The following is a 26,467-nucleotide window of genomic DNA, read 5'->3' as shown; positions in this document are numbered from 1 at the left end:
GCAAAGCCCCGGCATTGGTCACAAATGCTTGCGCGCCGCGCCCTCTCGGGCTAGACTGCGGCCACCATGCGGCGCGCATCCGGGCTCTTCCCCCCTTTCGGAGCGGCGTTCCGGCGGTCGCCGGGGCGGCTCGCTCTCCTGTTGCTGCTTCTCGCTCTTCTGGGGCAGCTCGGCGGTTGCGGCCTGCTCGCCAAAAATACCGACCCGGGCGCGCAGGGCGCGGACACAGCGCAGGGCGCCCCCCAAAACGGAGGGGCGGGCGCCGGCGAAGGCGGCTCCGCTGCTGGCGCTGGCGCCGAACCCGCCTGGGACAGCGACCCGGTGCCCTATACCGTGGAGATCGAGGTCGCCGGCGACCCGGACTCCCTCAAGAGCAAGATGCACGACGCAAGCCAGCTCATCAAGCTCGTCAAGGAGCCGCCGGACAGCATGCTCGCGCTCGAGCGGCGCGCCCGCGCGGACGAGGAGACGGCGGTCAAGCTCCTGCAGTCGCAGTGCTATTATGACGGCAAGGCGGAGTTCCACATCGACGAGGCCGCAACGCCCGTGCGCGTGACGCTCACCCTCACGCCCGGGCCGCGCTATACCGTGGGCCGCGCGGACGTGCGTTACGAGCCCGCGCCCGTGGTGCCCGAGGCCTTCCTGCACCGCACCCGCGTCACCGGATTCTGGGGGCTTGAGCGCGAAGCGCTCCCCGCGCCCTCCTTTCCCGACGCTGTTCCCGGCGTGACCGTGGGCGAGCCCATCGTGGCCGACGCCATGCTGGCCGCTGTCGCAGCCATGCCCGAGGCCCTGCGCCGCACGGGCTACCCGCTCGCCAAGGTCACGGAGAGCCGCTACACCCTGGACCCGGCCGACCGCACCCTCAATGCGGACATCGTGATCAACCCGGGGCCGCCCGCGCTCATGGGGCCGGTGCTCATCCACGGCAACAAGGAAGTCAACACCTGCTACCTCGAGCGCCTTGTCCCGTGGACGCCCGGCGAGGAGCCCTGGGACGACGAACTGCTCACCGACTATGCCAATACCCTGCGCGGCCTCGGGCTTTTCCGCTCGGTGGAGGCCGAGCCCGTGGCCGACGACATGAAGCTCGAGCATCGCCTGCTCGCGCCGGACGGCAGCGAGGGCGATGTGGGCATCGTGCCGGCGTCCGTCACCGTGGCCGAGGGGCCGCCGCGCTCGGTGAGCGCCAGCGCCCGTTATGATTCGGACACGGGCTTCGGCGTGGAGGGCACCTGGGAGCACCGCAACCTCTTCCACAACGGCGAGCGCCTCACCCTTGACGCGCCCATCTCGCAGCAGGAGATCGGCCTCAAGGCCGCGTTCGAGAAGCCGGCCTTCCTCCAGCGGGGGCAGCGGCTGCTCGCCAACGGCTCGGCCCTGTGGGAAAATACCGACGCCTACCAGCAGGAATCGCTCAAGGGCGAGGTCGGCATAGACCGGCGCCTCGCGCGCCAGTGGTGGGGCGGCATCCACCTCGGCGCCGAGGGCGGCTGGCTCAAGGACAACGAGCACGAAAAGCGCCCCTACGGCGTCATCGAGCCCAAGGCCGGCCTGCGCCACGACAGCCGCAACAACAAGCTCAACCCGAGTAGCGGCATGGAGGCGGAGCTCAAGCTCATCCCCTTCAGCGGCTTTTATGAGGAATTTTTCGGCGCCTTCGCCACCACGCTCTCGGTGGCGGGCTTTTACGCGCCCTACGGCAAAAAGCCGGACGGCAAGATCAACGACAGCCTCGTGCTCGCCGGCCGCGTGGAGGGCGGCGCCATGCCCGGGGCTTCCTCGCTGAAGAGCATCCCGGCGAGCCTGCGCTATTTCACGGGCGGCGCGGGCTCGGTGCGCGGCTACGCCTACCAGGCCATCGGCCCGCGCGACAAGGAAGGCGACCCCCTGGGCGGGCGCTCCTATCAGGTGGTCAACCTCGAGGCGCGCTTCATGGTGGCCGAAAATGTGGGCATCGTGCCCTTTCTCGACGGCGGCATGGTCTACAAGGACGAATTCCCGCACATCATCGGCGACATGGACTGGGGCACGGGCCTCGGCTTCCGCTATTACACGCCCATCGGGCCCGTGCGCCTCGACGTGGCGACACCCCTGCACAGGATCGACGGCGACCCGCCGGTGCAGTTCTACATCAGCATAGGGCAGTCCTTCTGATGGCCTGGTTCTGGAGGAAGAAACAGCATGCGCCCGGAGACGGCGCCGCGCCGGAGGCTGCGGCCCAAAAGCCAAAGCCCCGCCGGCGCTGGCTGCGCCGCTGCCTGTTCGGGCTGCTCGCGCTCGTGGTGACGGCGCTCGCCGCTATGGCCGGGGGGCTTTACTGGGTATGCCAGACTGAAGGCGGCCAGGCGTGGCTCGTGAAGACCGCCAACGCGGCCCTCGAAAGCAAGGACGGCGGCCTCACCCTGCGCCTGACGCGGCTTTCGGGCTCGCTGCCCTTCGATTTCACCTTCGGGCTGGAAGCGGCCGACGCGCACGGCGTCTGGCTCACGGCGCCGGACAACCGCATCCTCTGGAACTGGCGGGCGCTCCCCGGCGGCGTGCGCATTGAAAAAGTGGCCGTGCGCCGCCCGGTACTCACGCGCCTGCCGGAGCTTCCGCCCGCGCCCAAGCCCGAGCCGCCCTCGCCGCCCCTGACGCTTCAGGACGTGCAGGCGCTGCTCGGCAAGGTCGCGGGCGTTTTCCGCAAACCGCCCTTCTGGCTGCCCGGGGTCTATCTTGCCGCCACGGTGGAGGAAGCGCGCTTGCCCGCGGCGCTGCTCGGCGAAAAGGCAGCGGCTCCAGCCGATGCAGGGGCGGCGGACGCCGGGAGCGGTTCTGCCCCGCCTCCGGGGGGCGAACTGCGCGCGGACGCCGGGCTCACGGTGAAGTTCGAGGCCGTAAACGGCGCCACTCTGGACGCCACGGCCATGCTCGCGGGCGCGGACGCGCAGGAGCTGCGCCTTGCCGTGCTCGGGCTCAGCGAGGCCAACGTCAAGGCCAAGGTCACGGCGCGGCCGGATGCCGCCGGCCCGGGCCTCGCCGCCGGCGCGCAGGTGGAGGCGCGGCTTCAGGCGCCCGCGCTTTTCGTGGCTGACCTCCCCGAAGATCTGCTGGGCTCCGCGGCAACCCTGCACCTCGCGCTGGACGCCAGGGGCCTCGGCGATGCCGCCAGCACGCCGGTCGTCAGCCTGCGCGGCCCCAATCTCGCCGCCGGGCGCGTGAGCCTTCAGGGCGAGGGCTCGTGGCAGGCCGCTTCCGGCTGGGGCCGCGGCGAGATCGACGGCCCGCTCGCCCTGCGCCTTGCGGCGGCGCTGGCTCCGGGCGCAGCGGAGGTGGCGACCGCCGATACCTCAGACCCGCTCGCCATGTTCCGCGCGCCGCTCCGGCTCACGCTTTCGGCCGGCGGGGCGCTCCCGGCGCCTGACCTTGACCTCAGGCTCGGATGCGCCGAGCTCGTCGCCGGCGGCCACCGCCTCGAGGGCCTGGCGCTCGCCGTCAGCGGCAAGGACCTGGCCCTGCCGTTGGACGCCACCTTCCCCCCGGCCAGGGAGACGGCCATCGACCTTGACGTCGCAGCCACCCTGGACGGCCATGCCCTCACCACCCGCGGCCAGTTCTTCTACGCCGCGTCCGAAGACGCCGCCGGCCCCGGCGCGCCCCACGGCCTGCGCGCGGGCGTGCGCGACCTCGTCCTCCATGCCGCGGGCGTGGGCGGCGAGGGGGCCCTCACGGCCCTTTTGCCGCATGGCGGCTCGCCAGCGCTGGACGGCGGCCTGCGCCTGCATGTGGAAGACTGGGCCGCGCTCTCCGCGCTTGTGCCCGGCATGGCCCTCACGGGCGACGCCAGCGTGGAACTGGAGCTTAAATCTCTTGCGCCGGCCGGAGCGGATGGCCCGGACACGACCGCCGCCGCCCCCTCGCAGGACGCGCGCCTTGCGTGGCGCATCCCGTGCCTCAACGTAAGGGAAAGGGCCGGCAAGGAAGTGGCCCGCGTGCAGGGCCTTGCCGGCGAAGCGCGCCTCACGGACCTTTTCCGGCAGGCGGCGCTCGCCTGCCGCCTCGAGCTTCAGGAAGCCCGGGCTTCGGGCATGCGCCTTGGCGCCAAGCTCACGGCCGAGGGCCCGCTGGCCGGCCCGCTCAATGCCAGGCTCTCCACCACGGGGGATGTGGCCGCGAAGCTTGACGCGGCGTGGCAGCCGGGCGAGGTGCTCCTGCGCGTGCTCGACGCCCGCGCCACGCTGCCCGCCACGCTCACGGGCAGCCAGTCGGCGCGCCTCGGCGCGAGGCTCGAGCGGGCGGCGCGCCTGCGCTATGGCAAGGACGGCATGGGCGTTGACCGCCTCGATGTCGCCCTGACGCCCTCGGGCCGACTCCATGCCCAGGGAGGCCTCGCGCCGGACAAGCTCGATCTCGACCTCAGCCTGACGCGGCTCGAGCTCAAGCCGTGGAGCGTCCTTGTGCCTTCGCTGCCTTCGGGCGCCGTGGACATCACGGCCAAACTCAACGGCAGCCCGGCGCGGCCCGCGGGCCGCTTCCGCGTGGGCGTTTCCAGCCTGAAGATCCCCGGGAGTCCGCTCGCACCCCTCTCTCTCGCACTTGTGGGCGGCATCGAGCAGGCGCGCCAGGGCGGCATCCTCACGGCGCGGCTGGAGCTGCCGCAAGCCACGCTCAAGGCCCTCGGCGGGGACGCGGCCCGCGTGGCCGCGCGCGTGCCCCTGCTCTTCGGGGCCGACGGCATCCCCAAGCCGGACATGCGCGGGCAGCTCTCCGCCCAGGTACGCTGGGACGGCGCCCTCGGCCCCCTCTGGAGCCTCGTGCCCATGGCCGACCGCCGCCTCAACGGCCGCATCGCGCTCAATGCCGACGCCGGCGGCACCCTCGCCGCGCCGCGCGTGCGCGGCGGCGTCCAGATCAACCAGGGCCGCTTTGAAGACCTCATGCTCGGCGTCCTGCTCACGGACATCACCCTGCGCCTTGACCTTGACGACAAGGGCGCGGCCACCCGCGGGGGCCTGCCCGGCAGCATGCGTCTCAATCTTTCCGCCTCGGACGGCCGCGGCGGCAAGGCCGCCATCACCGGCTCGGGCGCGCTCAACGGCACCGACCTCGACCTCAAGGCCAGCATCGACCGCCTGAGGCCGCTGCGCCGCCGCGACGTGCACATCATGCTCTCGGGCAACGCCACGGTCCGGGGCAGCGCCACGGCGCCGGACGTGGCCGGCGAGATCGTCGTCAATCAGGGCGAGGTGCTGCTCAACAATATCGAAATGGGCGGCAGCATCACCACCCTCCCCATCAGCACGGCCCCGGCCCCTGAGGAGAAGGCCGGCAAAAAAACCGCCAGGCCAGCATCCGCGCCGGCCCAGAAGCCCACGGCCGCGGCGCCGCAGGGGAATCTCCATATCCGCATCATCATGCTGCCGCGCTTCATCGTGGAGGGGCGCGGCCTCACGAGCCTGTGGAAGGCCAACCTGCTCATTACCGGCCCGCCCTCCGACCCGGACATCACGGGCAGCGTGGAGGCCGTGCGCGGCAATTTCGACTTTCTCGGCAAGAATTTCGCGCTCACGCGCGGCCTTGTCACCTTCGCGGGCGGCGCGCTCTCCGACCCGCTGCTGGACATCGAGCTCACCAACGAAACGCCCGACCTCACGGCCCATATCCTCGTCACCGGCACGGTGCGCAAGATGAAGCTCCGGCTCACGAGCGACCCTTCCCTGCCGCGTGACGACATCCTCTCGCGGGTGCTCTTCGGCAAGAGCGTCAACGAGCTCGGGCGCCTCGAGGCGCTCCAGCTCGCCGGTGCCGTGGCGCAGCTCGCCGGCTTCGGCGGCGGGGGCGGCGGCATCTTCGGCGCGGCCAAGAAGGCCCTCGGCGTGGACGTGCTCCGGCTCGGCACCTCCCCCACAGGCGGGGCCGACTCCGGCGACGATGACGCCGGCGGCACCACCCTCGAGATGGGCAAGTACCTTACGGACAGCATCTACATGGGCATCCAGCAGGGCATGAAGCCCGACAGCACGGCCTTCATCATCGAGTGGGAACTGACCCCGCGCACGAGCATGGAGATCCGCACCGAGCAGCAGAACACCTGGGGCGGCATCAAATGGAATTACAAGTATTGACACAGCCGGCCGGGACGACCGGGATACGCGCCGCGCGGGCAGGCGACCATCCGGCGCTCGTCGCCCTGTGGCGCCGCAGCGTGGAGGCGAGCCACGCCTTTCTGGCCCCCGGGGATGTGGACGGCATCGAAAACGAGGTGCGCAGGGGCCTCAAGGCGGTGCCCGAGCTGTGGCTCGCCGAGGCGGACGGCGCGCCCGCGGGCTTTCTCGGCTGCGCAGGCAGCCACGTGGACATGCTCTTCGTGGCTCCCGAGCGCTTCCGCCGGGGCGTGGGGAGCCTCTTGATCGCCCATGCCCGGCGCCTCCACGGGCCGCTGTCGCTGGAGGTCAATGAAGACAATACAGGTGCGCTCGCCTTTTACCGCGCCCGGGGCTTCATGGTGACGGGGCGCAGCCCCGCGGACAGCGAGGGGCGCCCGTACCCGCTCCTGCATCTCAGCCAGGCCGGCGCCTGAGCGCAACGTATGGTCAATTTCAGGAAGCGCCCATGAGCAACGAGCACCCAGAGCACACCGGGCACCGCGGCAAGGGACGACCCCGCGGCTTCGACCGCCAACAGGCGCTTCACGCCGCCCTCGAGCTCTTCTGGCAGGCGGGCTACGAGCCGGCCTCGGTGGCGCGGCTCTGCGAGGTCATGGACATCAAGCCGCCGAGCCTCTACGCCAGTTTCGGCAACAAGGCGGCGCTCTTTCTCGAGGCGGTGCGCCATTACGAGCACACCTACTGGCAGGAGCCTTCGAAACGCTTCCTGGCCGAGCCCGACATTTACCGCGCGGTGGAGGGGTTTTTCACCACCGCGGCGAGCATCCTGCTCTCGCCTGAAACGCCCTGCGGCTGCATGCTGGTGCTGGCCGCGGTGAACATCTCCCCGGCCGAAACGGAGATCATCGCGGCCATCCGCGAAATGCGCATGACGACCAAGGCCATGTTCGCGGATCGCCTTGCCCGCGCTGTCGCGGAAGGCCAGCTCCCGGCGGGGACGGATGTGGCCGCCCTCGCGGGCGCCCTCAACGCCCTGCTGGAGGGGCTGTCGCTCCAGGCGCGCGACGGCCTCTCCCGGGAGGAACTGGCCGCCATGGCCGCCCGCGCCGTGCATCTCCTGCCCCCGCGCCCCGAGGCTTGAATTTTTGACCGCACGCCGCGCTTGACATTTATTTAGTATTCAATAAATAATTACTCCGGCGCACGCACGCGGCACGAGGAAGCGCCGCGAGACCTGCGTGCAAGCGCCGCATTCCTTCATCTGCAACTGCTCAAGGCAGGGGGACGAACATGGGCAAGAACATCCTCATCCTCAACGGCAGCCCGCGGCTCAAGGGCAATACCGTCATGCTCTGCGACGCCTTCACCCGCGGCGCCGAAAGCTCGGGCCATACCGTGACCCGCATCGACCTCCAGAAGCTGGACATCCACGGCTGTCTCGGCTGCATGAAGGGCGGCAAGGACCCGGCCAGCCCCTGCGTGCAGAAAGACGGCATGGAAAAGGTCTATCCCGCCTATGTGGCGGCCGACATGGTGGTGCTGGCCTCGCCCATGTATTACTGGGCCATTTCAGGCCAGCTCAAGACCGCCTTTGACCGCCTCTTCGCCGTGGCCGAGTGCAACCCCGACTACGCCAACCCGCGCAAGGAATGCGCGCTGCTCATGGCCGCGGAAGGCGACACCCCGGACAACTGGAAGCCGGTGCTCGACTATTACAAGGCGCTCACCGGCTTCCTCAAGTGGAAGGACCTGGGCTATGTGCTCGCCGGCGGCGTCCTCGAGGCCGGCGCCATCGCGGGCAAGCCCGTCCTGGAGGAGGCGCGCGCCTTCGGCGCCGCCCTGTAATCGCCGCGCCCGCAAAAACTTCGCCGCCCCTCTCCGCGTCAAAACGGGCCGGGGCGGCGTTTTTTCGTGCGTTCCGCTCTTTCCGGCCAGGTCTCCCCGGGCCGCTATCCCTGCCGCTCCCACCAGGGTTCTTTATAGTCGTCCACGTCAAAGCGCCTGTCCTTGAAATAGAAGTCGCGGTCGGCCTCGGTGATGGCCCGTAAGGGGCGGCAGGGATTGCCCGCGGCCAGCGTGTTGTCCGCAATGTCATGCGTGACCACGCTGCCCGAGCCGATGACCACATTGTCGCCCACCGTGACCCCGGGATTGATGACCACGTTGCCGCCGAGCCACACATTGTTGCCGATGCAAACCGGCGCGCCGTATTCATAGCCCGAATTGCGGCTTTCGGGGTGCAGGGGGTGGCCGGCCGTATAGATGGCCACATTGGGCGCGCAGAGCACATTGTCGCCGATGGTGACGGGCGCCACGTCGAGTACCGTGAAGTTGTAGTTGGCGTAAAAGCGCTCGCCGAGCTCGATGTTGAAGCCGTAGTCGCAGTAGAAGGGCCCCATGATGGTGACGGTCTTGCCGCACTTGCCGAGGATGGAGCGCAGGAGCGCGTCGCGCTCCTCTTCGGCGTCCGGCGGGAGATTGTTGTATCGGTAGATCTTTTGGTGGCAGTCTTTATACAGCTCCCAAAGGCCGTCGCGCATGGGGATATACGGCAGCCCGGCCAGCATGCGTTCGCGCTGGTTCATGATGATTCTCCCCTGGAAAAAATCCGACTCCTGAAACGCCGGGGCGGGCCCGGCGCCCCGCGCCAGACCCGCCCGAACGATGCTGTCGTTTTCCGCGCCCGCTAGATGAAGAAGGCCCAGGTCAGCAGGAGGAACAGCGGGATGAGGATGCCGCACGACCACATCATGTAGCCGAAGAAGCTCGGCATCTTGACGCCCTGGTTCTCGGCGATGGAGCGGACCATGAAGTTGGGCGCGTTGCCGATATAGGTGTTGGCGCCCATGAACACCGCGCCGGCCGAAATGGCGATGAGGGTGGTTGCCATGTCGGTCATGAGGTGCTGCGCGTCGCCGCCCGCGGTGTTGAAGAACACGAGATAGGTGGGCGCATTGTCAAGGAAGCTCGAGAGCGCGCCGGTGAGCCAGAAGTACATGGCGTTGACGGGCTGGCCGTCCGGCGTGGAGACCATGTTGATGAGCGAGGCGAGCGCGCCCTCGGTGCCCGCGCGCAGGATGGCGATGGCCGGGATCATGGAGAGGAAGATGCCGAAGAAGAGCTTGGCCACCTCCTCGATGGGCGCCCAGGAAAAGCCGTTCATCTCGCGGCAGTGGCGGCTCGTGAACTTCCAGGAGAGGCCGGCGAGGCAGAGCAGCGCGAGGTCACGCAGGAGGTTCTGGCCCTCCACGGGCACGCCGTAGACCTCGATCCAGGTGCCGAAATTGATCATGCCCGAGGCGAGCACCGCCAGCACCACGCCGAGCAGGAAGAGCAGGTTGATGGTGCCCTCGAGGCCGAGCTTCTCCTCGGCGGCGTCAGGGTCGTGCGGGGGCTGCGGGCGGCCCTCCTTGTTGAAGAGCACCGTGTCGATGATGAAGAAGAGGAGCAGCAGGGCCACGGCCATGCAGAGCGTCTTGAAGAAGAGGTGCGTGGTCGTCCAGAAGAAGCTCACGCCCTTGAGGAAGCCCAAAAAGAGCGGCGGGTCGCCGAGCGGCGTGAGCGAGCCGCCGATATTGGCCACCAGGAAGATGAAGAAGACGATGGAATGCACGCGGTAGCGCCGGTGCGCGTTGGCGCGGAGCAGGGGCCGGATGAGCAGCATGGCCGCGCCGGTGGTGCCCATCCAGCTGGCGAGCACGGTGCCGATGGCGAGCAGGCCCGTGTTCACCACCGGGGTGCCCACCAGTGTGCCCTTGAGGCGCACGCCGCCCGCCACGGTGAACAGCGCGAACAGCAGCACGATGAAGGGGATGTAGTCCAAGAGGATGATGTGCAGGAATTCATAGAGCGCCGTGCCCAGGCCGAACACGATGAAGCAGGGCACGAGGAAGGCGAGGCCCCAGAACACGGCGATCTTGCCGAAATGGTGCTCCCAGAAGTGGGGCAGCGCCAGCGGCATGATGGCGATGGAAAGCAGCATGCAGGCGAAGGGAATGACCCAGATGGCCGAGAGCGAGGCGCCCGGGATGGTGGGGTGCCCCTCGGAAGCGAGGACCGCCTCGGGCGCCAACAGGGCGAGCGCCCCCAAGAGGATGGCCGGCACAAGCAGAGGCAATGAGCGGAGGTGTGACATCGTGCGCTCCTGTCTGGAGTGTGGCGCTCCCGCGCCGCAAGGTGGTTCCTCTTTGTGTAGGGCAATTTCCCGTGCTTTGCAATGCGCTTGCCCGCAAAGATTTTTTCTGCCACATATGGGGCCGGCCGCGCGGCCTTTCCGCCGCGGCCGCCTCACAATGGAGAAGGCCCATGCCCCTGCCCCACGATGTGTCGCCTGAGGGGGGAGCCGCCCCGGACGGCATCCCCGCGGAAGCCGGCGCGCCGAACGAAAATCCCGACGCCCCCGGCCGGCCGGTGACGCCCCGCCGCCGCGCGCGTCTGCGCCAAGTGCTCTCACAGCGCCAGCCCGACCTCACCCTGGTGCTCGCCAATATCCACGACCCGCACAATGTTTCGGCCATTTACCGCTCGTGCGACGCCTTTGGCGTGGCCCGCGTGCACCTCTACTACACCAACACGCCCTTTCCGGCGCTCGGGCGCAAGAGCTCGGCCTCGGCGCGCAAATGGGTGGAGAGCGAGCGCCACCGCGACAAAGAGGCGCTGTTCGCGGCCCTGCACGGGCAGGGCATGCAGGTGCTCGCCACCTCCTGCTCGCCCGAGGCGCGCCCCCTGCGCGCGTGGGACTTTCTCAGGCCCACGGCCGTCATTCTCGGCAACGAGCACGAGGGGGTGGACGAGTCCCTGCTGGCGGCGGCAGACGGCAGGCTCTACATCCCCATGCACGGCATGATCCAGAGCTTCAACGTCTCCGTGGCGGCGGCCATCATCCTCGCCGAGGCGGCGCGCCAGCGCGAGGCCGCGGGCTGGTATGACGCGCCGCGCATGGACGGGGTCGAACTGGAAGCCACGCTGGCCGACTGGCTGCAACGCTGAGGGGGCGCGGCACAAAAGCAGAGCGCGCCGCGGCACGCATTGCTATGGAAGGATCCACTCCACAGGAATACTCTTGAACCGCTGTTTCATGGTCTCGATGGCATCGCGGTTATTGTCCACGAGGATGCAATCGCGGCCATGTTGATACGCCGCCTCGCCCAAGGTGCCGCTGCCGGCGAAGAAATCACAGAGCATGTCCCCGGGCCGTGAATGGACGCGGACGATGCGGTTGATGATGCCGAGCGGCTTTTGCGTGGCATAGCCGGTTTTTTCCTTTCCGTTGGGGCTCACGATGGTGTGCCACCAAACATCGGTGGGCGTCTTGCCGCGCGCGGCCTTTTCCGCCCCCACGAGGCCCGGCGCCATGTAGGGGATGCGGTCCACTTCCTCAAAATTGAACGTATAGTGCTCCGGGTCCCGCGCATACCAGAGGATGGTATCGTGCTTGGCCGGCCATTTTCTTTTGGAGCGGCCCCCGTAGTCATAGGCCCAGATGATCTCGTTCATGAACGAATCGCGGCCGAAGACGGAATCGATCAGCACCTTGCAGTAATGGATCTCCCTGTAGTCGAGATGGAAAAACAGGGAGCCGTCTTTTTTCAATATCCTGTGTGCGTGGCGGATGCGCGGTTCGATAAAGGCCAGAAAATCGTCAAACTTGTCTGAATAGCCTTTGGTCTCCAGCCTGACAGTCCTGTACCGCTTCCCCTGAAAGCCCACCCGGTCGCCGTCGTGCGCCGCCTCGGTCCTGAGGCGGGTGCGCTTCTGGGTCTTGCCGGTATTGAAGGGCGGATCGATATAGATGAGGTCCGCGCACGCGTCCGGCAGCCCTTCCAGCACGCGCAGGTTCTCGTCAAAGTAGACTGTCAGGGTGGGCATATCCCGCCGTGCCTATGCGCCCGCGAGGCGGCGCAGTTTTTCGTGCAGGCTCGCGGCCCGGGCGCGCCCGACGCCGGGGAGCGCGCGCAGTTCCTCCTCGCTGGCCTTGGCCATGGCCTCCACGCTGCCGAAATGGTCCCAGAGCAGGCGCGCCGTGGCCGGCCCCACGCCGGGCAGGCGCATGAGTTCGCCTGACAGCGCGGCCCCGCGCCGGGCGCGCCGGTGGCGGCCGATGGCGAAGCGGTGCGTGGCGTCGCGCACCTGCTGGAGGAAGAGCAGCTCCTGGCTGCCCTCGCGCAGGGGCAGCGGATTGACGCGGCCGGGCACGAAGATGCGGTCGGCCACATTGCCGGCGCGGCGGTCGGCATGGCCGTCCTCGTCGCGGGCCTTGGCGATGGCCGCCAGCGGGAACAGGCCCTCCTCCCCGGCTTCGGCGAGCGCCCGGCTCACGGCCGTGAGCTGGCCGCGGCCGCCGTCGATGAGCAAAAGGTCGGGCCACGGAGGGCCGCTCTCGAGGCGACGCGCCACCCAGGCGTGGAGTGTGGCGTAGTCGTCCGCGCTGTCGGGCATGGAATAGATGCGGTAGTCCTCCTTGCTGGGGCGGCCGTCCACATAGACCACCATGCCCACGCGCGTCTGCTTGCCGCCCGTGTGCGACACGTCCACGCACTCGATACGGGCCGGAGGCTCGGGAAGCCCCAGCGCCTTGCCCACGCGCGCCAGCAGGGCCTCCCCGTCCTGCCCGCGCCGGCGGCGCGCCTCCTCTCGCGCATTGGCCGCGGCCATGTCCACCAGCTGATTGTCCGCCGTGTTCTGCGGCGCCACCACGCGCACGGTGCCCCCGCGCTTCTCCGAGAGCGCCTGCTCCAGCACGGCGCGGCCGTCCTCCCCTTCGCCCGTCTCCCCTTCGTCCTCATCCGCGAGCATGTCGGGCGGCAGCCAGGGCACGAGGATGCGCGGCGGCGGCGTGACTGTGCCATAGAACTGGGAAAGGAAGGAGGACAGGAGTTCCGGCGCGTCCTCAAAGCCCAGGCCGGGCCAGAAAAAGGCGCGCCCGTCCGTGACCGCGCCCCCGCGCACGAAGACGATGCCGAGCCCGAGGCCCTTTTCCGCCTCGCAGAGGCCGATGGCGTCCATGTCGCCGCCCGCTGGCATGATGGCGGCCTGGCGCTCCACCGTGCGTTCCACCGCGCGGATCTGGTCGCGCAGACGCGCGGCCCGCTCAAAGTCCAGCGCCTCGGCGGCCTCCTCCATTTCCGTGCGCAGGGAGCGCAGAAGCGGCTCGGCCCGCCCCTCGAGCACGGCGCAGACGCGTTCCACGGCCACATGGTATTCCTCCGGCGTGACCCCGCCCATGCAGGGCGCCGGGCACTGGCCCATGTGGTGATACAGGCAGGGGCGCACGCGGTTGCGCATGGCGCGGTCGGAGCAGCGGCGCAGGCCGAAGGCGCGGTGGATGAGCTTCCACGTTTCGCGGGCCGAGAAAGCCGAGGTGAAGGGCCCGAAATAGCGGGCGCCGTCGCGCCGGGCATTGCGCACGATCTCGAGGCGCGGGAAGGGCTGCTTCACGTCCAGCCTGAAGAGCACATACTGCTTGTCGTCGCGAAGGACGATATTGTAGCGCGGCCGGTATTTCTTGATGAGGCTCGCCTCGAGGAGCAGCGCCTCTTTTTCCGTGGTGGTGGTGAGATAGTCGATGCTCTGCGCGTGCGCCAGCATGGCCCGCGTCTTGACCGGCAGGCCCTCGGGCCGGAAATAGGAAAGCACGCGCCGCCTAAGCACGCGCGCCTTGCCCACATAGATGACGCGGCCGCGGGCGTCCTTGTAGAGGTAAACGCCGGGCGTGAGCGGGATGGTGGAGGGGTCGGGCCTGTCCATGCGCCCACCTTACGCCGGCACGGGCGCCCTGCCAAGGCCGGCGGATGCGCGGGGCCGGCCGGCGCCTTGCCTTGCCGGGGCAAGCGGCGCTATCCTGCACAAAACGCGCGGGCCGAGCCCCCACGGAGCGCCCATGTTTTACGGCTGGAAGATCAGCACTCTCTGCCTTGCGGGCAACTTCCTGCTTCAGGGCAGCGCCCTCTACGGCATGAACGCCTTTATGGAGCCCCTGTGCGAGGCGCACGGCTGGACGCGCGTGGGCCTCAACATGAGCCTCGGCGTGGCGGCCTTCATGGGGCAGGCGGCCATGCCCCTGGCCGCGGCCGTATCCGCCCGGCATTCCTTGCGCGGGCTCATGACCGCGGGCGCCGTGGCCGGGGGGCTCGCCACCTGCGCCATGGGCGTGACCGGCGACATCCGGCTCTTCACCTGCTTTCTCGTGCTGCTCTGGGTGGCCTCGCAGGTCTGCGGCGGCGTGGTGGCCAACGCCCTCATGAGCAACTGGTTCAGCCACTACCGCGGCATCGCCTTCGGCCTCGCCAATGCGGGCACCAACGTGTCCGGCATGGTGCTGCCCTTCATCACCCTGCTGCTCATCCGCCATTTCGACCTGCAAACGGCGTATTTCGTCCTCGGCGGGGCGACCCTGCTGCTGGCGCCCGTCTGCTGGGGGCTCGTGCGGCGCACGCCGCAGATGCTGCACCTGCACCCGGACGGCCGCCGCCACGACCCGCGCCCGCCCAAGGGGGTACCCCGCCAGGTGTCGCTCGCGGCGCTCGTGCGCGACCCCGCGCCCTGGTGCATCGGCGTGGCCTTCGGGCTCGCGCTCATGGTGGGCGCCGGCATCCTGAGCCAACTCAAGCCGCGCTTCACCGACATGGGCGCCGAAGCCTATACGGCCATGATCCTCGCCGGGGCCGCGGCCTTTTTCGGCATGCTCGCCAAATTCTTCTGGGGCTGGCTGTGCGACCGCACCACGCCCATCCTGGCCTCGCGGGCGCTCATGATGGGCAGCGCCGCCAGTATGGGGCTTTTGCTGCTGCCGCCGAGCCTTGTCAGCATGGCGGCCTTCGGCTTCTTCTTCGGGGTGTCTCTTGGCGGCCTGTGGGTGGTGCTGCCGGCCGTGGTGGCCTATTATTTCGGCAGCGCCAACTTTCTCTCGGTCTACAAGTTCGTGGCCATCTTCATCCTGGTGCGCAGCCTGGGCTTCCCCGCCATGGGCCTTTCCTACGACCTCTGCGGCAGCTACGCCTTCTCCGACATCTTCTTCAGCGCGTGCCTCGTGGTCGCGGCGGCCCTCACCTTCTGCCTGCGCGAGGACAGGGCAGCGGAACGCCACGCGCCCCGGCACGGACGCCGCTAGCAAGGTGTCCGGGAGGCGCCGGCCTCAGTTCTTCAGGCTGTGGATAGGCGCGGGGATGCGGCCGCCCAGCGCGATGAAGCGCTGCGCGTTGCCGCCGGGCACGGCCATGATGGCCGCCTTGCCGAGCAGGCCCCCGAAGGAGACCTCCTCGCCCACGCCCTTGCCGGGCACAGGGATGACGCGCACGGCCGTGGTCTTGTGGTTGATGACGCCGATGGCCATCTCGTCGGCGATGATGGCCGAAAGCGTGGAAGCCGGCGTGTCGCCGGGGATGGCGATCATGTCGAGCCCCACGGAGCACACGCTGGTCATGGCCTCCAGCTTTTCAATGGTGAGCTGGCCGGAGCGGGCCGCGGCCTCGATGCTCGAATCCTCCGAGACCGGGATGAAGGCGCCCGAGAGCCCGCCCACCGAGGAGGACGCGAAGCCGCCGCCCTTCTTGACCGCGTCGTTGAGCATGGCGAGCACGGCGGTGCTGCCCGGCGCGCCGATGCTGGAGAGCCCGAGGCTCTGGAAGATCTCGCCCACGGAGTCGCCCACGGCCGGCGTGGGCGCGAGCGAGAGGTCGGCCACGCCGAAGGGGATGCCGAGCCGGCTCGCCACCTCGGAGCCGATGATCTCGCCCACGCGAGTAACCTTGTAGGCCGTGGCCTTGATGACCTCGGCCATGTCCAGCAGGGTGAGGGGGCGGCCCTGCGCGTTGCAGCCGCGCTCCAGCGCGCGGTCGATGGCCTTCTTCACCACGCCGGGGCCGGAGACGCCCACATTGATGACCACATCCGGCTCGCCCACGCCGAGATAGGCGCCGGCCATGAAGGGCACGTCCTGCGGGATGTTGGCGAAAACCACCAGCTTGGCGCAGCCGATGCCGCCGCGGTCGGCCGTGGCGTCGGCCACGCGCAAAATCTGCTCGCCCATGAGGGCCACGGCGTCCATGTTGATGCCGCTGCGCGAGGACGCCACGTTGATGGAGGCGCAGACGCGCTCGGTGCGGGAGAGCGCGTCGGGCAGGGCCTCGATGAGCGCGCGGTCGCCCTTGGCAAAGCCCTTTTCCACCAGCGCCGAAAAGCCGCCGAGAAAGTCCACGCCCGCGTCCTTGGCGGCCTCGTCCAGCGCCTCGCAGACCGCGAGCATGCCGTCGGGCCCGAAGGGCGCGCCCACCACGGCGATGGGGCTCACGCTGATGCGCTTGTTGACCACCGGGATGCCGTACCTGTCGCCCACCTCGTCGCACACGGCCACGAGCTGCGCGGCGTGCCGGCGGATCTTGGCGCGCACGTTGGCCACGAAGAGCTCGAGGTCGTGGCTCACGCAGTCGAAGAGGCTCACGCCGAGGGTGACGGTGCGCACGTCAAGGTGCTCGTTGCGGAGCATGTTCAGGGTGCTGGTGACTTCGCGTTCGGAAAGCATGATATATCCCTAACTCTTGGCTTTTATGGCTAAAACGAGCTCACGCGGTGGACGGCCTCGAAGATGTCGCGGTGCTGGACGCTGACGCGAAGGTTGAGGTTGTTGGCCTCCAGCGCGAGCTCGCGGCGCAGGCGCCCGAGATCCACCGTGTCCGGCACCATGACCTCGAAAACGAAGAGCGCCTTGCCCTCGCCGCCCTCGCCGAGGATGGCCTTGAGGTTTTCGATGTTCACGCCGTGCCGCCCGAAGACCCGGCTCATCTCGCCGATGAGGCCCGGGCGGTCGGGCCCGTCCACCGTGACCACGAAGGGCTCGCAGTTGAGGCCATCGCCCCACTGCTCGGCGATGGCAGGCCGCACCAGGACGGAGAGATCCACGCCCCCGCGCTCAAGGCCCTCCTCAAGGCGCAGGCGCAGGCAGTCCGCGCCGCAGGCACCTTCGCCCCGGCCGGCCGCCATCTCCTCCGTCACGCTGACCACAAAGATGGCCGCAAAGGCGCCCGAGAGCATGGTCTGGGCCATGGCTTCGATATTGCAGCCCATGTCGCCGAAGAGGCGGCTCACCGCGGCCACCACGCCCGGGCAGTCCCGCCCGAGAAAGGACGCTGTGTATTTTTCCATCCTGCTTACCTCATGCCTTGGGAGTGGGAGACGGCGCCGCGCCCTTGGCGCTCCCCTGCTCAGGGAACACGGGCTCCGGGCGGCAGCGGCAGCGGGCGCGCGCGCCGGCATGGCCGCCGATGGGCTCCCGCTCCCACGGGAAAATGTGGCCGTCATTGTTGGCGCAGCGCTCGCAGGTGCCTTCGTCCCGCACGGCGCGCCAGATGTAGCCGCTGCTGCCCTCTGCGAGGGCCGCGTCCCTGGCGGCGGCAAAGGCGGCCTTGGCGGCCTCCGCGTCCGCATCGCCCGCGGAACAGGTGAGTCCGGCCGGCACCTTGCGCCGGCACGCGGGGCACTTCTCTTCCTTCAGGCCGAGCCTGCGGCCGCAGAAGGGGCAGTTGCGCGAATAATAGGGCAGGGGCTGCGGCGGGGCGTCCGGGCGTCGCTCGGGCCTCGGGCGTTCAGAAAGGCCGCGCCTGAGCAGCAGGACGCCAAGGGCGATGATGACGAGCCCGAGAAAGCCCACGGCCACGGCGGGTGCAAAGTCGAGCGCAAGCTCGCCGGAAAAGAAGCCGGCAACGGCGAGGGCGCCGCCCGCGGCCAGAAAGACCGCCGCGGCCGCCATGCGGGAACGGTAGTGCATGGGCCTCCTTCTCGTGGTCGCACTTTCCGCCATGCGCCGGCAAAAGTCAATGCGCGGGCGCCCGGGTCGCCTCCCCGCGAAGCCCGCGGCCGGCCCGCGCCTTTACTTTTTCGCGGCTTCCGGCTAGCGTTTCCTTTTACGCCAACGCGGAAAACGCGGCGGCTCAAGGAGGCGTCATGGCCCGTGAAGTGCGGTTCACCAAGATGCAGGGCATCGGCAACGACTATGTCTATATCAATGGATTCGAGCAGGAAGTCGCCAATCCCGGCGAGCTTGCGAAGCAGATTAGCGACCGGCACTTCGGCGTGGGCTCGGACGGGCTCGTGCTCATCCTGCCCTCGGCCACGGCCGACTTGCGGATGCGCATGTTCAACGCCGACGGCACCGAGGCCGAAATGTGCGGCAATGCCACGCGCTGCGTGGGCAAGTTCGCCTATGACCGCGGGCTGGTGAAGAAGGAGATCATCCGCCTCGAGACCGCGGCCGGCGAGAAGATCATCCGCCTCAAGTTCGAGGGCGGCACGGTCTGCGGCGCCAAGGTGGACATGGGCGAGCCCATCCTCGTGCCGAGCCGCATCCCGGTGGAGCTCGCGCCCGTGCTCAGCGTTGACGAGGAAGACCGCCGCTGCATCGGCCACCCCATCCAGGTGGACGGCCGCACCTATGCGGTGACGGCGGTCTCCATGGGCAACCCGCACGCCGTGGTCTTCATGCGCGGCATCGACGACCTCGACCTGCCGGCGCTGGGGCCGCTCTTCGAGCACCATCACCTTTTCCCCAAGCGCACCAACACCGAATTTGTGGAGGTCATCTCCACCACCAAGATCCGCATGCGCGTGTGGGAGCGCGGCGCCGGCGAAACGCTGGCCTGCGGCACGGGCGCGTGCGCGGCCGCCGTGGCGTGCATCCTCAACGGCTATACGGGCCGCTCCGTGGATGTGGAGCTTCTGGGCGGCGTGCTCCATGTGGACTGGGACGAGGCCAACAACCATGTCTATATGTCCGGCCCGGCTGTGACGGTCTTTGACGGCGTGTATTATCTGTAAGCACCGGGATGAGCCTCCTTATCAGTCCCGGAGTAAGAGGTATTCCATCTCCCGTCTGGAGCGTAGCGGAAGACGGGTGCTGGTGCCGGAAGAATCCTAAAAAATAAGATCTTTCGCTGCTTGCAAGGAAGATAAAAATTTCCGAAGGGAGTGTACTTAAGTACTCGACCGAGGAAATTTTTCTCTGACGCAGCAAGCAGCGAAAAGGCTGTTTTTGACGGATAATTTCGGCATTGCATGGGCAGCAAACACAAGCCACTCCCCTCTCCTGTACAACAGCCCAAACGGCATTAACTCTCCCCAACGCGGCAGCGCCGCAGCAAGCGAGGCTTCCATGACCAGGGTGAACCCCAACTTCCTCAAGATCCAGCGCAACTACCTCTTCGCCGACATCGCGCGCAAGGTGGCCGACTACAAGGACAGCCACCCCGACGCCCGCGTCATCAGCCTCGGCATCGGCGACGTGACCCGGCCCCTCGTGCCCGCCGTCGTCAACGCCCTGCACGAGGCCGTGGACGACATGGGCGACGCCGCGCACTTTCACGGCTACGGGCCCGAGCAGGGCTACGCCTTTTTGCGCGACCTCATCATGGAATACGACTACAAGGCGCACGGCGTGGACATCAAGCCGGACGAGATCTTCGTCAGCGACGGCGCCAAGTCCGACGTGGGCAATTTCCAGGAGCTGTTCGCGCCGGACAGCGTGGTCGCCGTGACCGACCCGGTCTATCCCGTCTATGTGGATTCCAACGTCATGGCCGGGCGCGCGGGCGACTGGAAGGACCACCGCTGGAGCCGCATCGTCTACCTGCCCTGCACGCGCGAAAACGACTTTGTGCCCGCCTATCCCGAGACGCGGCCGGACATCATCTATCTCTGCTATCCCAACAACCCCACGGGCACGGTGCTTACGCGCGCCCAGCTCCAGGGCTGGGTGGACTACGCGCGCGAGAACGGCTGCGTCATCCTGTTCGACTCGGCCTACGAGGCCTATATCCAGGACGCGGACGTGCCGCACAGCATCTTCGAGCTCGAGGGCGCGCGCGACGTGGCCGTGGAGTTCCGCAGCTTTTCCAAGACGGCCGGGTTCACGGGCCTGCGCTGCGCCTATACCGTCATCCCCGAAAGCCTCATGGTGGACGACGGCANGGGCGGNCGCGTGGCGCTCAACGGCTTCTGGAACCGNCGCCAGTGCACCAAGTACAACGGCTGCCCCTACATCGTGCAGAAGGCNGCCGCCGCNGTNTACAGCGANAACGGCCGNCGCGAGGTGCGCGANGTNATCNGGGGCTACCAGCGCAACGCNGCNCTNNTGCGCGAGGCNGTGGCNGGCATGGGNNTGCCNGTNTTCGGCGGCGTGAACGCNCCNTANATCTGGGTGGGCGTGCCCAAGGGCATGGATTCCTGGGGCTTTTTCGAGCGNCTGCTCAACGAGGCGGCNCTNGTCTGCACGCCGGGCGTGGGCTTCGGCGCCAGCGGCGAGGGCTATGTGCGCCTCACGGCCTTCGGCTCGCCCTCGGATACNGAAGAGGCCATCGCGCGCCTNNNCAAGCTCGCCTGAAGNCGCGCCACCAGCNNNACGAGGANANCATGAGCAAGAAAACCGANACGGCAAANACCAAGGCCCCGGNCGAGCTTNCGCCCCGCGAAAAGCTCGACGCCATGGTGGAGCGCGTGCGCGCCGCCCAGGCCAAGTTCGCNNANTATGACCAGAAGCAGGTGGACGAGATCTTCCAGCACGCNGCNGCGGTGGCNACCTCCAAGCGCATCGAGCTCGCCAAGATGGCCGNGGCCGAGACCGGCATGGGCATCGTGGAAGACAAGGTCATCAAGAACCACTTNGCNTCGGAATACATCTACAACAAGTACAAGGACAGCAAGACCTGCGGCGTCATCGAGGACGACCCGGTCTCCGGCTANCGNGAGATCGCNGCGCCGCTCGGGCTCGTGGCNGGCATCGTGCCCACCACCAACCCCACGTCCACGGCCATCTTCAAGGCCCTGCTGGCGCTNAAGACGCGCAACGGCATCATCTTTTCGCCNCACCCGCGCGCCANNAAGAGCACNCGCGAGGCGGCCATGACCATCCTNCGCGCCGCCGTGGAGGCCGGGGCCCCNGAGGGCATCATCGACTGCATCGAGGAGCCNACGCCCGAGCTCACNCAGGCNCTCATGAGCCACCCGCACATCAACCTCATCCTCGCCACGGGCGGNCCNGGCATGGTGCNNGCGGCCTACAGCTCCGGCACGCCGGCCATCGGCGTGGGCGCGGGCAACACGCCNGTCATCATCGACGCCACGGCNGACATCAAGATGGCGGTNAACTCCATCCTGCTCAGCAAGACCTTTGACAACGGCATGATCTGCGCCTCGGAGCAGACNGTNNTNGCCGAGGCCCCGGTGGCCGACGCCGTGCGCGAGGAATTCATCCGNCGNGGCGCCTTTTTCGCCGACNAGGANNAGGCCGAGAAGCTCGCGAAAACCATCTTCGTCAACGGCGCCCTCAACAGCGCCATCGTGGGCCAGTCCGCCGAGCGCATCGCCGAGATGGCGGGCATCACCGTGCCCGAGGGCACCAAGGTGCTCATGGCCGAGCGCGACGAAGTGCGCGCCGACGACCCCTTCGCGCACGAAAAGCTCTCGCCGGTGCTCGGCTTCTACCGCCGGCCCGACTACGCGGCCTGCCTCGCCACGGCCGAGGAGCTGGTGGAGCTCGGCGGCGCCGGGCACACCTCGGTGCTCTACACCCGCGAGACCAACGACGCCCACATCCGCGCCTTTGAGGACACCATGACCACGGGCCGCACGCTCGTGAACATGCCGGCCGCNCAGGGCGCCATCGGCGATGTCTACAACTTCCGCGTGGCGCCCTCCCTCACGCTGGGCTGCGGCAGCTGGGGCGGCAATTCCGTGAGCGAAAACATCGGGGTGAAGCACCTCATGAATGTCAAGACCGTGGCCGCGCGCCGCGAGAACATGCTCTGGTTCCGCGTGCCCTCCAAGATCTACTTCAAGCTCGGNGCGCTCAAGCCGGCCCTGGAGGAGCTNTCCGACCGGCGCCGCGCCTGCATCATCACCGACGAGACCATGGTCAAGCTCGGCCACGTCCACAAAGTGCAGGAAGTGCTGGAGAACATGGGCATGGACGTGCGCGTGTTCTCGGGCGTGCTCCCGGACCCGGACATCGACACCGCGCGCAAGGCGCTGGACATGGTCAACGCCTTCCAGCCCGACCTCTTCATCGCCCTCGGCGGCGGCTCGCCCATGGACGCGGCCAAGATNATCTGGCTGCTCTACGAAAAGCCGGACATCCGCTTCGAGGACATCGCCCTGCGCTTCATGGACATCNGNAANCGCGTGGTCTCCTTCCCCGAGCTCGGCAAGAAGGCGCTCATGGTGGCCATCCCCACCACNTCGGGCACGGGCTCCGAGGTCACGCCCTTCGCGGTCATCACGGACAACAAGACCGGCGTCAAGTACCCGGTGGCCGANTACGCGCTCACGCCNGACATGGCCATCGTGGACCCGGAATTCGTCATGGACCTNCCGCCCTCGCTCATCGCCAACGCGGGNCTGGACGTGCTGACCCACGCCNTCGAGGCCTATACCTCNACNNTGGCGACNAACTTCGCNGACGGGCAGGCCATGGAGGCCATNCGCCTCGTCTTCAAGTANCTNCGCAAATCCTANGAGGGCGGCGAGGACAGGCTCGTGCCGCGCGAGAAGATCCACTANGCGGCCACCATGGCGGGCATGGCCTTCGCCAACGCCTTNCTCGGNATCTGCCATTCGCTGGCGCACACCCTGGGCTCGTANTTCCACCTGCCCCACGGNCTCGCCAACGCCATCATGCTGTCCTATGTCATCGAGTACAACGCCACGGACACGCCCACCAAGCAGGGNATGCTGCCGCAGTACAAGTANCCCTGGGTGAAGGGGCGCTACGCGCGCATCGCGGACATGCTGCACCTCGCCGACGACGTGGANGGCGACGGCCCCGAGGCCNGGGCNGAAAAGACNGCNCGCCTCGTGCGCGCCATCGAGCAGCTCAAGCGNGACCTNAACATCCCNAAGTCGCTGCGCGACGCGGGCATCGCCGAGGCCGACTTCCTCGCCAAGCTCGACGAGATGTCCGANCACGCCTTCGACGACCAGTGCACGGTNTCCAACCCGCGCTATCCGCTCATTTCCGAGCTCAAGGAACTCTANCGCAAGGCCTATTACGGCGAACCGCTCAAGGCCGAGCTGANNAAAAACTAGCGCGCTTCCGGGCGGCGCGTCCTCNNNCCGNGGGCGCGCCGNCCGCCNTGAGCGCGCGGAGGCANCATGTCCTTTCTCTCNTGGCTGGAACGCCTCTTCGTGCCCTCCCGGCCTTCGGAAAACGAGCCCGAGGGCNCGGTGGAGCTGGAGCCGCAGCACTCGCCCTTCGAGTGGAACCAGNACATGCGCATCGTCACGGCCATCGTCGTGACCTTCATCTCNGCCTGCGTCATGTGGTGGATAGTNGGATGAGCGGCCTCTGGCGGCTCACCGTGCGCGAGGAATTNGCCGCCGCGCACGCGCTCCGGCACTATCAGGGCAAGTGCGAGAACCCGCACGGCCACAATTTCGGCGTGGAACTCTGCGTGGAGGGGACGGAACTNGCCCCGGACACNGAGATACTGNTGGATTTCGGNACGCTCAAGGGNGCGNTGCGCGCNNCNCTCGCCGANCTCGACCACNGNATGCTCAACGANACGCCGCCCTTTGACGNNNNTAACCCCTCCTCGGANAANCTGGCGCGNCANATCTTCCNCGACGTGGCCGCGCGGCTNGCNGCAAGCGNCGACCCGCAGGNCGCCANNGTGCGCCTNGTGAGCGTGAGCGTGAGCGAGCGCGCNAGCCANANCGCCACTTANATGGAGGGATAAGCCCTCACCCCNCCGCCGCAAAGGCCNGNNCATGGCNAAGNCCCTCTGCATCCTCCACGCCAANTGCCAGGGCGACGCNCTGCGGCCNCTGNTGGAGAANACNCCNGCCTTNGCGCGGCNTTTCGAGATNCGCCAGCTCTGCAATTACACGCGCGAGGAGGTTGCCGACCGCGACCTTGCGGTCTGCCGGCTCTTCCTGCACCAGCGGCTCGCCCCGCGCTGGGGCGANATNNCCACCGAGCGCCTNCTGCCGCGCCTNGGNCCGGANGCNCAGGCCATCATCCTNCCCAACCTCTTTTTCAAGGGTTACTGGCCCTTCTGGACCAATGCCTTCAAGGGCATCGACTTTGCAGACAGCCTGCTGGAAAAGCTGCTCGGAGCAGGCCTTTCCCCGGAGGACGCGCTGCGCCTCTACCTCAAGGGCGACCCGGCGCTTCTGGGGGACGTGGCGGCCGTGGCCGAGGATTCCCTCGCCCGCGAGGAGGCCAAGGAAGCGGACGGCCCCATCCGCACGGCCCACATCCTGCGCGAGCGCTGGCGCGAGGAGCAGATGTTTCTCACCGTGAACCACCCGGGCAACACGCTGCTCTTCCATATGGCGGAGGAGTTGCTGCGCCTGCTGGGCCTCGGTCCGCTGCCCGCGAGCGTGCGCGCCGCCTATGTGCACCCGCAGGACGAGTTCTGGCTGCCCCTGCACCCGGCCCTGGGACCGCGCCTCGGTCTCGGCTTTGCGAACCGGGAGCGCCGCTACCCGGTGTTCGGCACAAGCCTCACGCACCAGGAATATACTTCCGCGTATCTCTCCTGCCGGGCGCACGGGGTGCGCGACCTGGTGGGCTTTTTGCGCGGCATGGGCGAGGACGCGGCGGCCCGCGCATTGCCTACGAAGCCGGCCTGACGTAGACTCGATGCGGCGCGGGGCTCCAGCCCCAAGTGCCTCACAGCACCACACCGGGAAGGTCATACGCCCCAATACAGTTAACAGTTGTTCCTTAATCCCGTCTGGAGCGAAGCGAAAGACGGGTGCTCGTGCCGGAAGAATCCTAAAAAATAAGATTTTTTGTTGCTGGCAAGGAAGAAAAATAATTTCCGAAGGGAGTGTACTTAAGTACTCGACCGAGGAAATTTTTTTCTGACGTAGCCAGCAGCAAAAAGGCTGTTTTTGACGGATAATTTCGGCGGTACACAGGCAGCACAGCCACAACACCAACGGCAAAGGAGACCGCCATGAACGTCCTGCTCGTCAACGGAAGCCCGCATCCCAAGGGAAGCACCTGGACCGCCCTCAACGAAGTGGCCAGGCAACTGGAAAAGCACGGCATCGACACCACGATCATGCAGGTGGGCAGCAAGGCCGTGCGCGGCTGTATCGCCTGCGGCAAGTGCCGCGACACGGGCTATTGCATCTTCAAGGACGACCCGGTGAACGAGGGCATCGACCTTCTGCGCGCGGCCGACGGCCTGGTGGTGGGCTCGCCCGTGTACTATGCCGGGCCCAATGCCACGGTCTGCGCCTTCCTTGACCGCGTGTTCTTCCTCAAGTCCGCGCCCTATGCCTTCAAGCCCGCGGCCTGTGTGGTGAGCTGCCGGCGCGGCGGGGCCAGCGCCTCCTTTGACCGCCTGAACAAGTATTTCACCATCGCGCGCATGCCCGTGGTGGCCTCGCAATACTGGAACTCCGTGCACGGCAACATGCCCGAGGAGACCGTGCAGGACCTCGAGGGCCTCCAGACCATGCGCACGCTCGGCGACAACATGGCGTGGCTGCTCAAGTGCATCGAGGCCGGCAAGAAGGCGGGCATCGAACCGCCCACGCCCGAACCCTGGGTGGCGACCAACTTTATCCGCTGAGGGCGCGGATTCCGCTCCCCGCTCACCGAAAAGCCCGGCCATCACCAGAGATGACCGGGCTGTTTTCTTCCACTCTCTTGCAGCGCGCCTTGCGGCCTACGGCTCGCCGGCTACATCGGCGGCAAGGGCCGCGCCGAGCTCGCGGGCGCGGCGGCAGTCGATGGGGAATTCCATCTCCCGCTGCCGGGCCTTCTCGGCCTCGGAAAAGACCTCCATCTTGTACTTGGAATAGTCTTTGAACTGGTAGGTGTCGCACACATAGAGCTTGCGCGGCTCGTGGCCGAAGCAGCGGCCCACGAAGGATTCCATGGGCGCCAGCCGCTCGGGGTACTGCATGCGTTCCATGCGGTCGCGCGGCACGTTCATGGTGTAGACAAAGGCCGTGTGCAGCTTCTTGGGCGCGAGCGAGCTGTAATCCTTGTCATAGACGAAGAGCGGGAAGAGCAGGCGCTCGAGGAAGCAGCGCATCATGCCCGTGATGTCGCTGAAATAAATGGGCGAGGCGATGACGAGCGCGTCCGCCTGCAGGATGTTGGGGAGCAGCGGCCCGAGCTGATCCTTGACGGCGCAGCGGCCATAGGAGGGCCCGCCCAGGCGCTTGCACTCGAAACAGCTCACACAGCCCTTGTAGCTGAGGCTGTAGAGGTCGATCTTTTCCGTGAGCGCGTCGTCCCGGCTTTCGGCAAAGCCGTCGAGCACATTCTGGAGGATGGTGCCCGTGTTCCAGCTGGTGCGCGGGCTGCCGTTGATGCCATAGATCTGCATGTCTGCCTCCTTGGGATGATGGCGGCTTCCAGTATCCCCGCAAAT

22 protein-coding genes and 1 pseudogene are annotated in these 26,467 nt (G+C 67.8%); 14 read left to right on the top strand and 9 right to left on the bottom strand.

The genetic code is table 11. The features are described from left to right. Positions 1-141 precede the first annotated feature (141 nt). The 5 genes from HDR50_RS10300 to HDR50_RS10280 all read left to right on the top strand — a co-directional run bounded on the left by HDR50_RS10300 (position 142) and on the right by HDR50_RS10280 (position 7,934). On the top strand, positions 142-2,157 hold the full coding sequence (locus tag HDR50_RS10300) for an autotransporter assembly complex family protein (RefSeq protein WP_291358035.1): 2,016 nt from the start codon (positions 142-144) through the stop codon (positions 2,155-2,157). Then, entirely contained in the window at positions 2,157-6,107 is a 3,951-nt protein-coding gene (locus tag HDR50_RS10295; protein ID WP_291358034.1) for a translocation/assembly module TamB domain-containing protein, read from the top strand. Before HDR50_RS10300 ends, HDR50_RS10295 begins: the two co-directional genes overlap by 1 nt. After that, on the top strand, positions 6,089-6,562 hold the full coding sequence (locus HDR50_RS10290) for a GNAT family N-acetyltransferase (protein ID WP_291358033.1): 474 nt from the start codon (positions 6,089-6,091) through the stop codon (positions 6,560-6,562). Before HDR50_RS10295 ends, HDR50_RS10290 begins: the two co-directional genes overlap by 19 nt. Positions 6,563-6,594: 32 nt before the next feature. Further along, complete coding sequence (locus HDR50_RS10285; protein WP_291358032.1) at positions 6,595-7,230, top strand: TetR/AcrR family transcriptional regulator; 636 nt, start codon at positions 6,595-6,597, stop codon at positions 7,228-7,230. A 149-nt stretch (positions 7,231-7,379) separates the two neighbouring features. Further along, a complete protein-coding gene (locus HDR50_RS10280; protein ID WP_291358031.1) occupies positions 7,380-7,934 on the top strand; it encodes a flavodoxin family protein in 555 nt (184 codons plus the stop codon). Positions 7,935-8,038: 104 nt separating this feature from the next. Here HDR50_RS10280 and HDR50_RS10275 read toward each other — a convergent pair whose 3' ends face one another. Both HDR50_RS10275 and HDR50_RS10270 read right to left on the bottom strand, forming a co-directional pair. Beyond that, the gene (locus HDR50_RS10275; RefSeq protein ID WP_291358030.1) at positions 8,039-8,674 is read right to left on the bottom strand and encodes a sugar O-acetyltransferase; all 636 of its coding nucleotides are present in this window, start codon (positions 8,672-8,674) and stop codon (positions 8,039-8,041) included. Between the two features lie 101 nt (positions 8,675-8,775). Beyond that, positions 8,776-10,224, bottom strand: a complete 1,449-nt coding sequence (locus HDR50_RS10270; RefSeq protein ID WP_291358029.1) for a sodium:proton antiporter — start codon at positions 10,222-10,224, stop codon at positions 8,776-8,778. 170 nt (positions 10,225-10,394) lie between these two features. Between HDR50_RS10270 and HDR50_RS10265 the strand changes: the two genes are divergently transcribed. Continuing rightward, positions 10,395-11,078, top strand: coding sequence for an RNA methyltransferase (locus HDR50_RS10265; RefSeq protein WP_291358028.1), 684 nt, complete (start codon positions 10,395-10,397; stop codon positions 11,076-11,078). Between the two features lie 42 nt (positions 11,079-11,120). Here HDR50_RS10265 and HDR50_RS10260 read toward each other — a convergent pair whose 3' ends face one another. Together HDR50_RS10260 and uvrC are read right to left on the bottom strand one after the other, a co-directional pair. Then, positions 11,121-11,957: a site-specific DNA-methyltransferase gene (locus tag HDR50_RS10260; RefSeq protein ID WP_291358027.1), complete on the bottom strand. Its 837-nt coding sequence runs from the start codon at positions 11,955-11,957 to the stop codon at positions 11,121-11,123. Between the two features lie 12 nt (positions 11,958-11,969). Further along, positions 11,970-13,835 (bottom strand): excinuclease ABC subunit UvrC, encoded by a 1,866-nt coding sequence (uvrC, locus tag HDR50_RS10255; RefSeq protein WP_291358026.1) that lies wholly within the window; start codon positions 13,833-13,835, stop codon positions 11,970-11,972. Between the two features lie 133 nt (positions 13,836-13,968). Between uvrC and HDR50_RS10250 the strand changes: the two genes are divergently transcribed. Next, on the top strand, positions 13,969-15,198 hold the full coding sequence (locus HDR50_RS10250) for an MFS transporter (RefSeq protein ID WP_291358025.1): 1,230 nt from the start codon (positions 13,969-13,971) through the stop codon (positions 15,196-15,198). Between the two features lie 24 nt (positions 15,199-15,222). Here HDR50_RS10250 and HDR50_RS10245 read toward each other — a convergent pair whose 3' ends face one another. From HDR50_RS10245 to HDR50_RS10235, 3 genes are read right to left on the bottom strand one after another with little or no spacing between them, the layout of a single operon-like run. Further along, a complete protein-coding gene (locus HDR50_RS10245; protein ID WP_291358024.1) occupies positions 15,223-16,608 on the bottom strand; it encodes a PFL family protein in 1,386 nt (461 codons plus the stop codon). A gap of 29 nt (positions 16,609-16,637) precedes the next feature. Continuing rightward, positions 16,638-17,228 carry an ACT domain-containing protein gene (locus HDR50_RS10240; protein WP_291358023.1) on the bottom strand — a complete coding sequence of 197 codons (591 nt, stop codon included), beginning with the start codon at positions 17,226-17,228 and terminating at the stop codon, positions 16,638-16,640. Positions 17,229-17,238: 10 nt separating this feature from the next. Beyond that, the gene (locus tag HDR50_RS10235; RefSeq protein ID WP_291358022.1) at positions 17,239-17,850 is read right to left on the bottom strand and encodes a phage minor head protein; all 612 of its coding nucleotides are present in this window, start codon (positions 17,848-17,850) and stop codon (positions 17,239-17,241) included. Between the two features lie 176 nt (positions 17,851-18,026). Here HDR50_RS10235 and dapF point away from each other — a divergent pair, with 176 nt between their 5' ends. From dapF to HDR50_RS10205, 6 genes and pseudogenes are all read left to right on the top strand, one after another. Then, positions 18,027-18,896 carry a diaminopimelate epimerase gene (gene dapF, locus HDR50_RS10230; RefSeq protein WP_291358021.1) on the top strand — a complete coding sequence of 290 codons (870 nt, stop codon included), beginning with the start codon at positions 18,027-18,029 and terminating at the stop codon, positions 18,894-18,896. Between the two features lie 334 nt (positions 18,897-19,230). After that, on the top strand, positions 19,231-20,457 hold the full coding sequence (locus HDR50_RS10225; RefSeq protein ID WP_291358020.1) for an LL-diaminopimelate aminotransferase: 1,227 nt from the start codon (positions 19,231-19,233) through the stop codon (positions 20,455-20,457). 29 nt (positions 20,458-20,486) lie between these two features. Beyond that, positions 20,487-23,156 (top strand): bifunctional acetaldehyde-CoA/alcohol dehydrogenase, encoded by a 2,670-nt coding sequence (gene adhE, locus HDR50_RS10220; RefSeq protein ID WP_291358019.1) that lies wholly within the window; start codon positions 20,487-20,489, stop codon positions 23,154-23,156. Between the two features lie 66 nt (positions 23,157-23,222). Then, positions 23,223-23,408 (top strand): hypothetical protein, encoded by a 186-nt coding sequence (locus HDR50_RS10215; RefSeq protein ID WP_291358018.1) that lies wholly within the window; start codon positions 23,223-23,225, stop codon positions 23,406-23,408. After that, positions 23,405-23,806 (top strand): annotated as a pseudogene (locus HDR50_RS10210) (6-carboxytetrahydropterin synthase). Before HDR50_RS10215 ends, HDR50_RS10210 begins: the two are co-directional and overlap by 4 nt. A gap of 31 nt (positions 23,807-23,837) precedes the next feature. Then, positions 23,838-24,704 (top strand): WcbI family polysaccharide biosynthesis putative acetyltransferase, encoded by an 867-nt coding sequence (locus HDR50_RS10205; RefSeq protein WP_291358017.1) that lies wholly within the window; start codon positions 23,838-23,840, stop codon positions 24,702-24,704. A gap of 145 nt (positions 24,705-24,849) precedes the next feature. Here HDR50_RS10205 and HDR50_RS10200 read toward each other — a convergent pair whose 3' ends face one another. Then, complete coding sequence (locus tag HDR50_RS10200; protein WP_291358016.1) at positions 24,850-25,035, bottom strand: hypothetical protein; 186 nt, start codon at positions 25,033-25,035, stop codon at positions 24,850-24,852. On the opposite strand from HDR50_RS10200, the gene HDR50_RS10195 reads away from it, so the two are divergent. Then, the gene (locus HDR50_RS10195) at positions 25,034-25,657 is read left to right on the top strand and encodes a flavodoxin family protein (protein ID WP_291358015.1); all 624 of its coding nucleotides are present in this window, start codon (positions 25,034-25,036) and stop codon (positions 25,655-25,657) included. The genes HDR50_RS10200 and HDR50_RS10195 overlap by 2 nt on opposite strands. Positions 25,658-25,753: 96 nt before the next feature. On the opposite strand, the gene HDR50_RS10190 is transcribed toward HDR50_RS10195, so the two are convergent. Then, complete coding sequence (locus HDR50_RS10190) at positions 25,754-26,422, bottom strand: flavodoxin family protein (RefSeq protein WP_291358014.1); 669 nt, start codon at positions 26,420-26,422, stop codon at positions 25,754-25,756. Positions 26,423-26,467 lie beyond the last annotated feature (45 nt).

It is taken from the genome of Desulfovibrio sp., assembly GCF_014803725.1.
Taxonomy (GTDB): Bacteria; Desulfobacterota; Desulfovibrionia; order Desulfovibrionales; family Desulfovibrionaceae; genus Desulfovibrio.
This window is presented reverse-complemented; position numbering and strand designations above follow the sequence as displayed.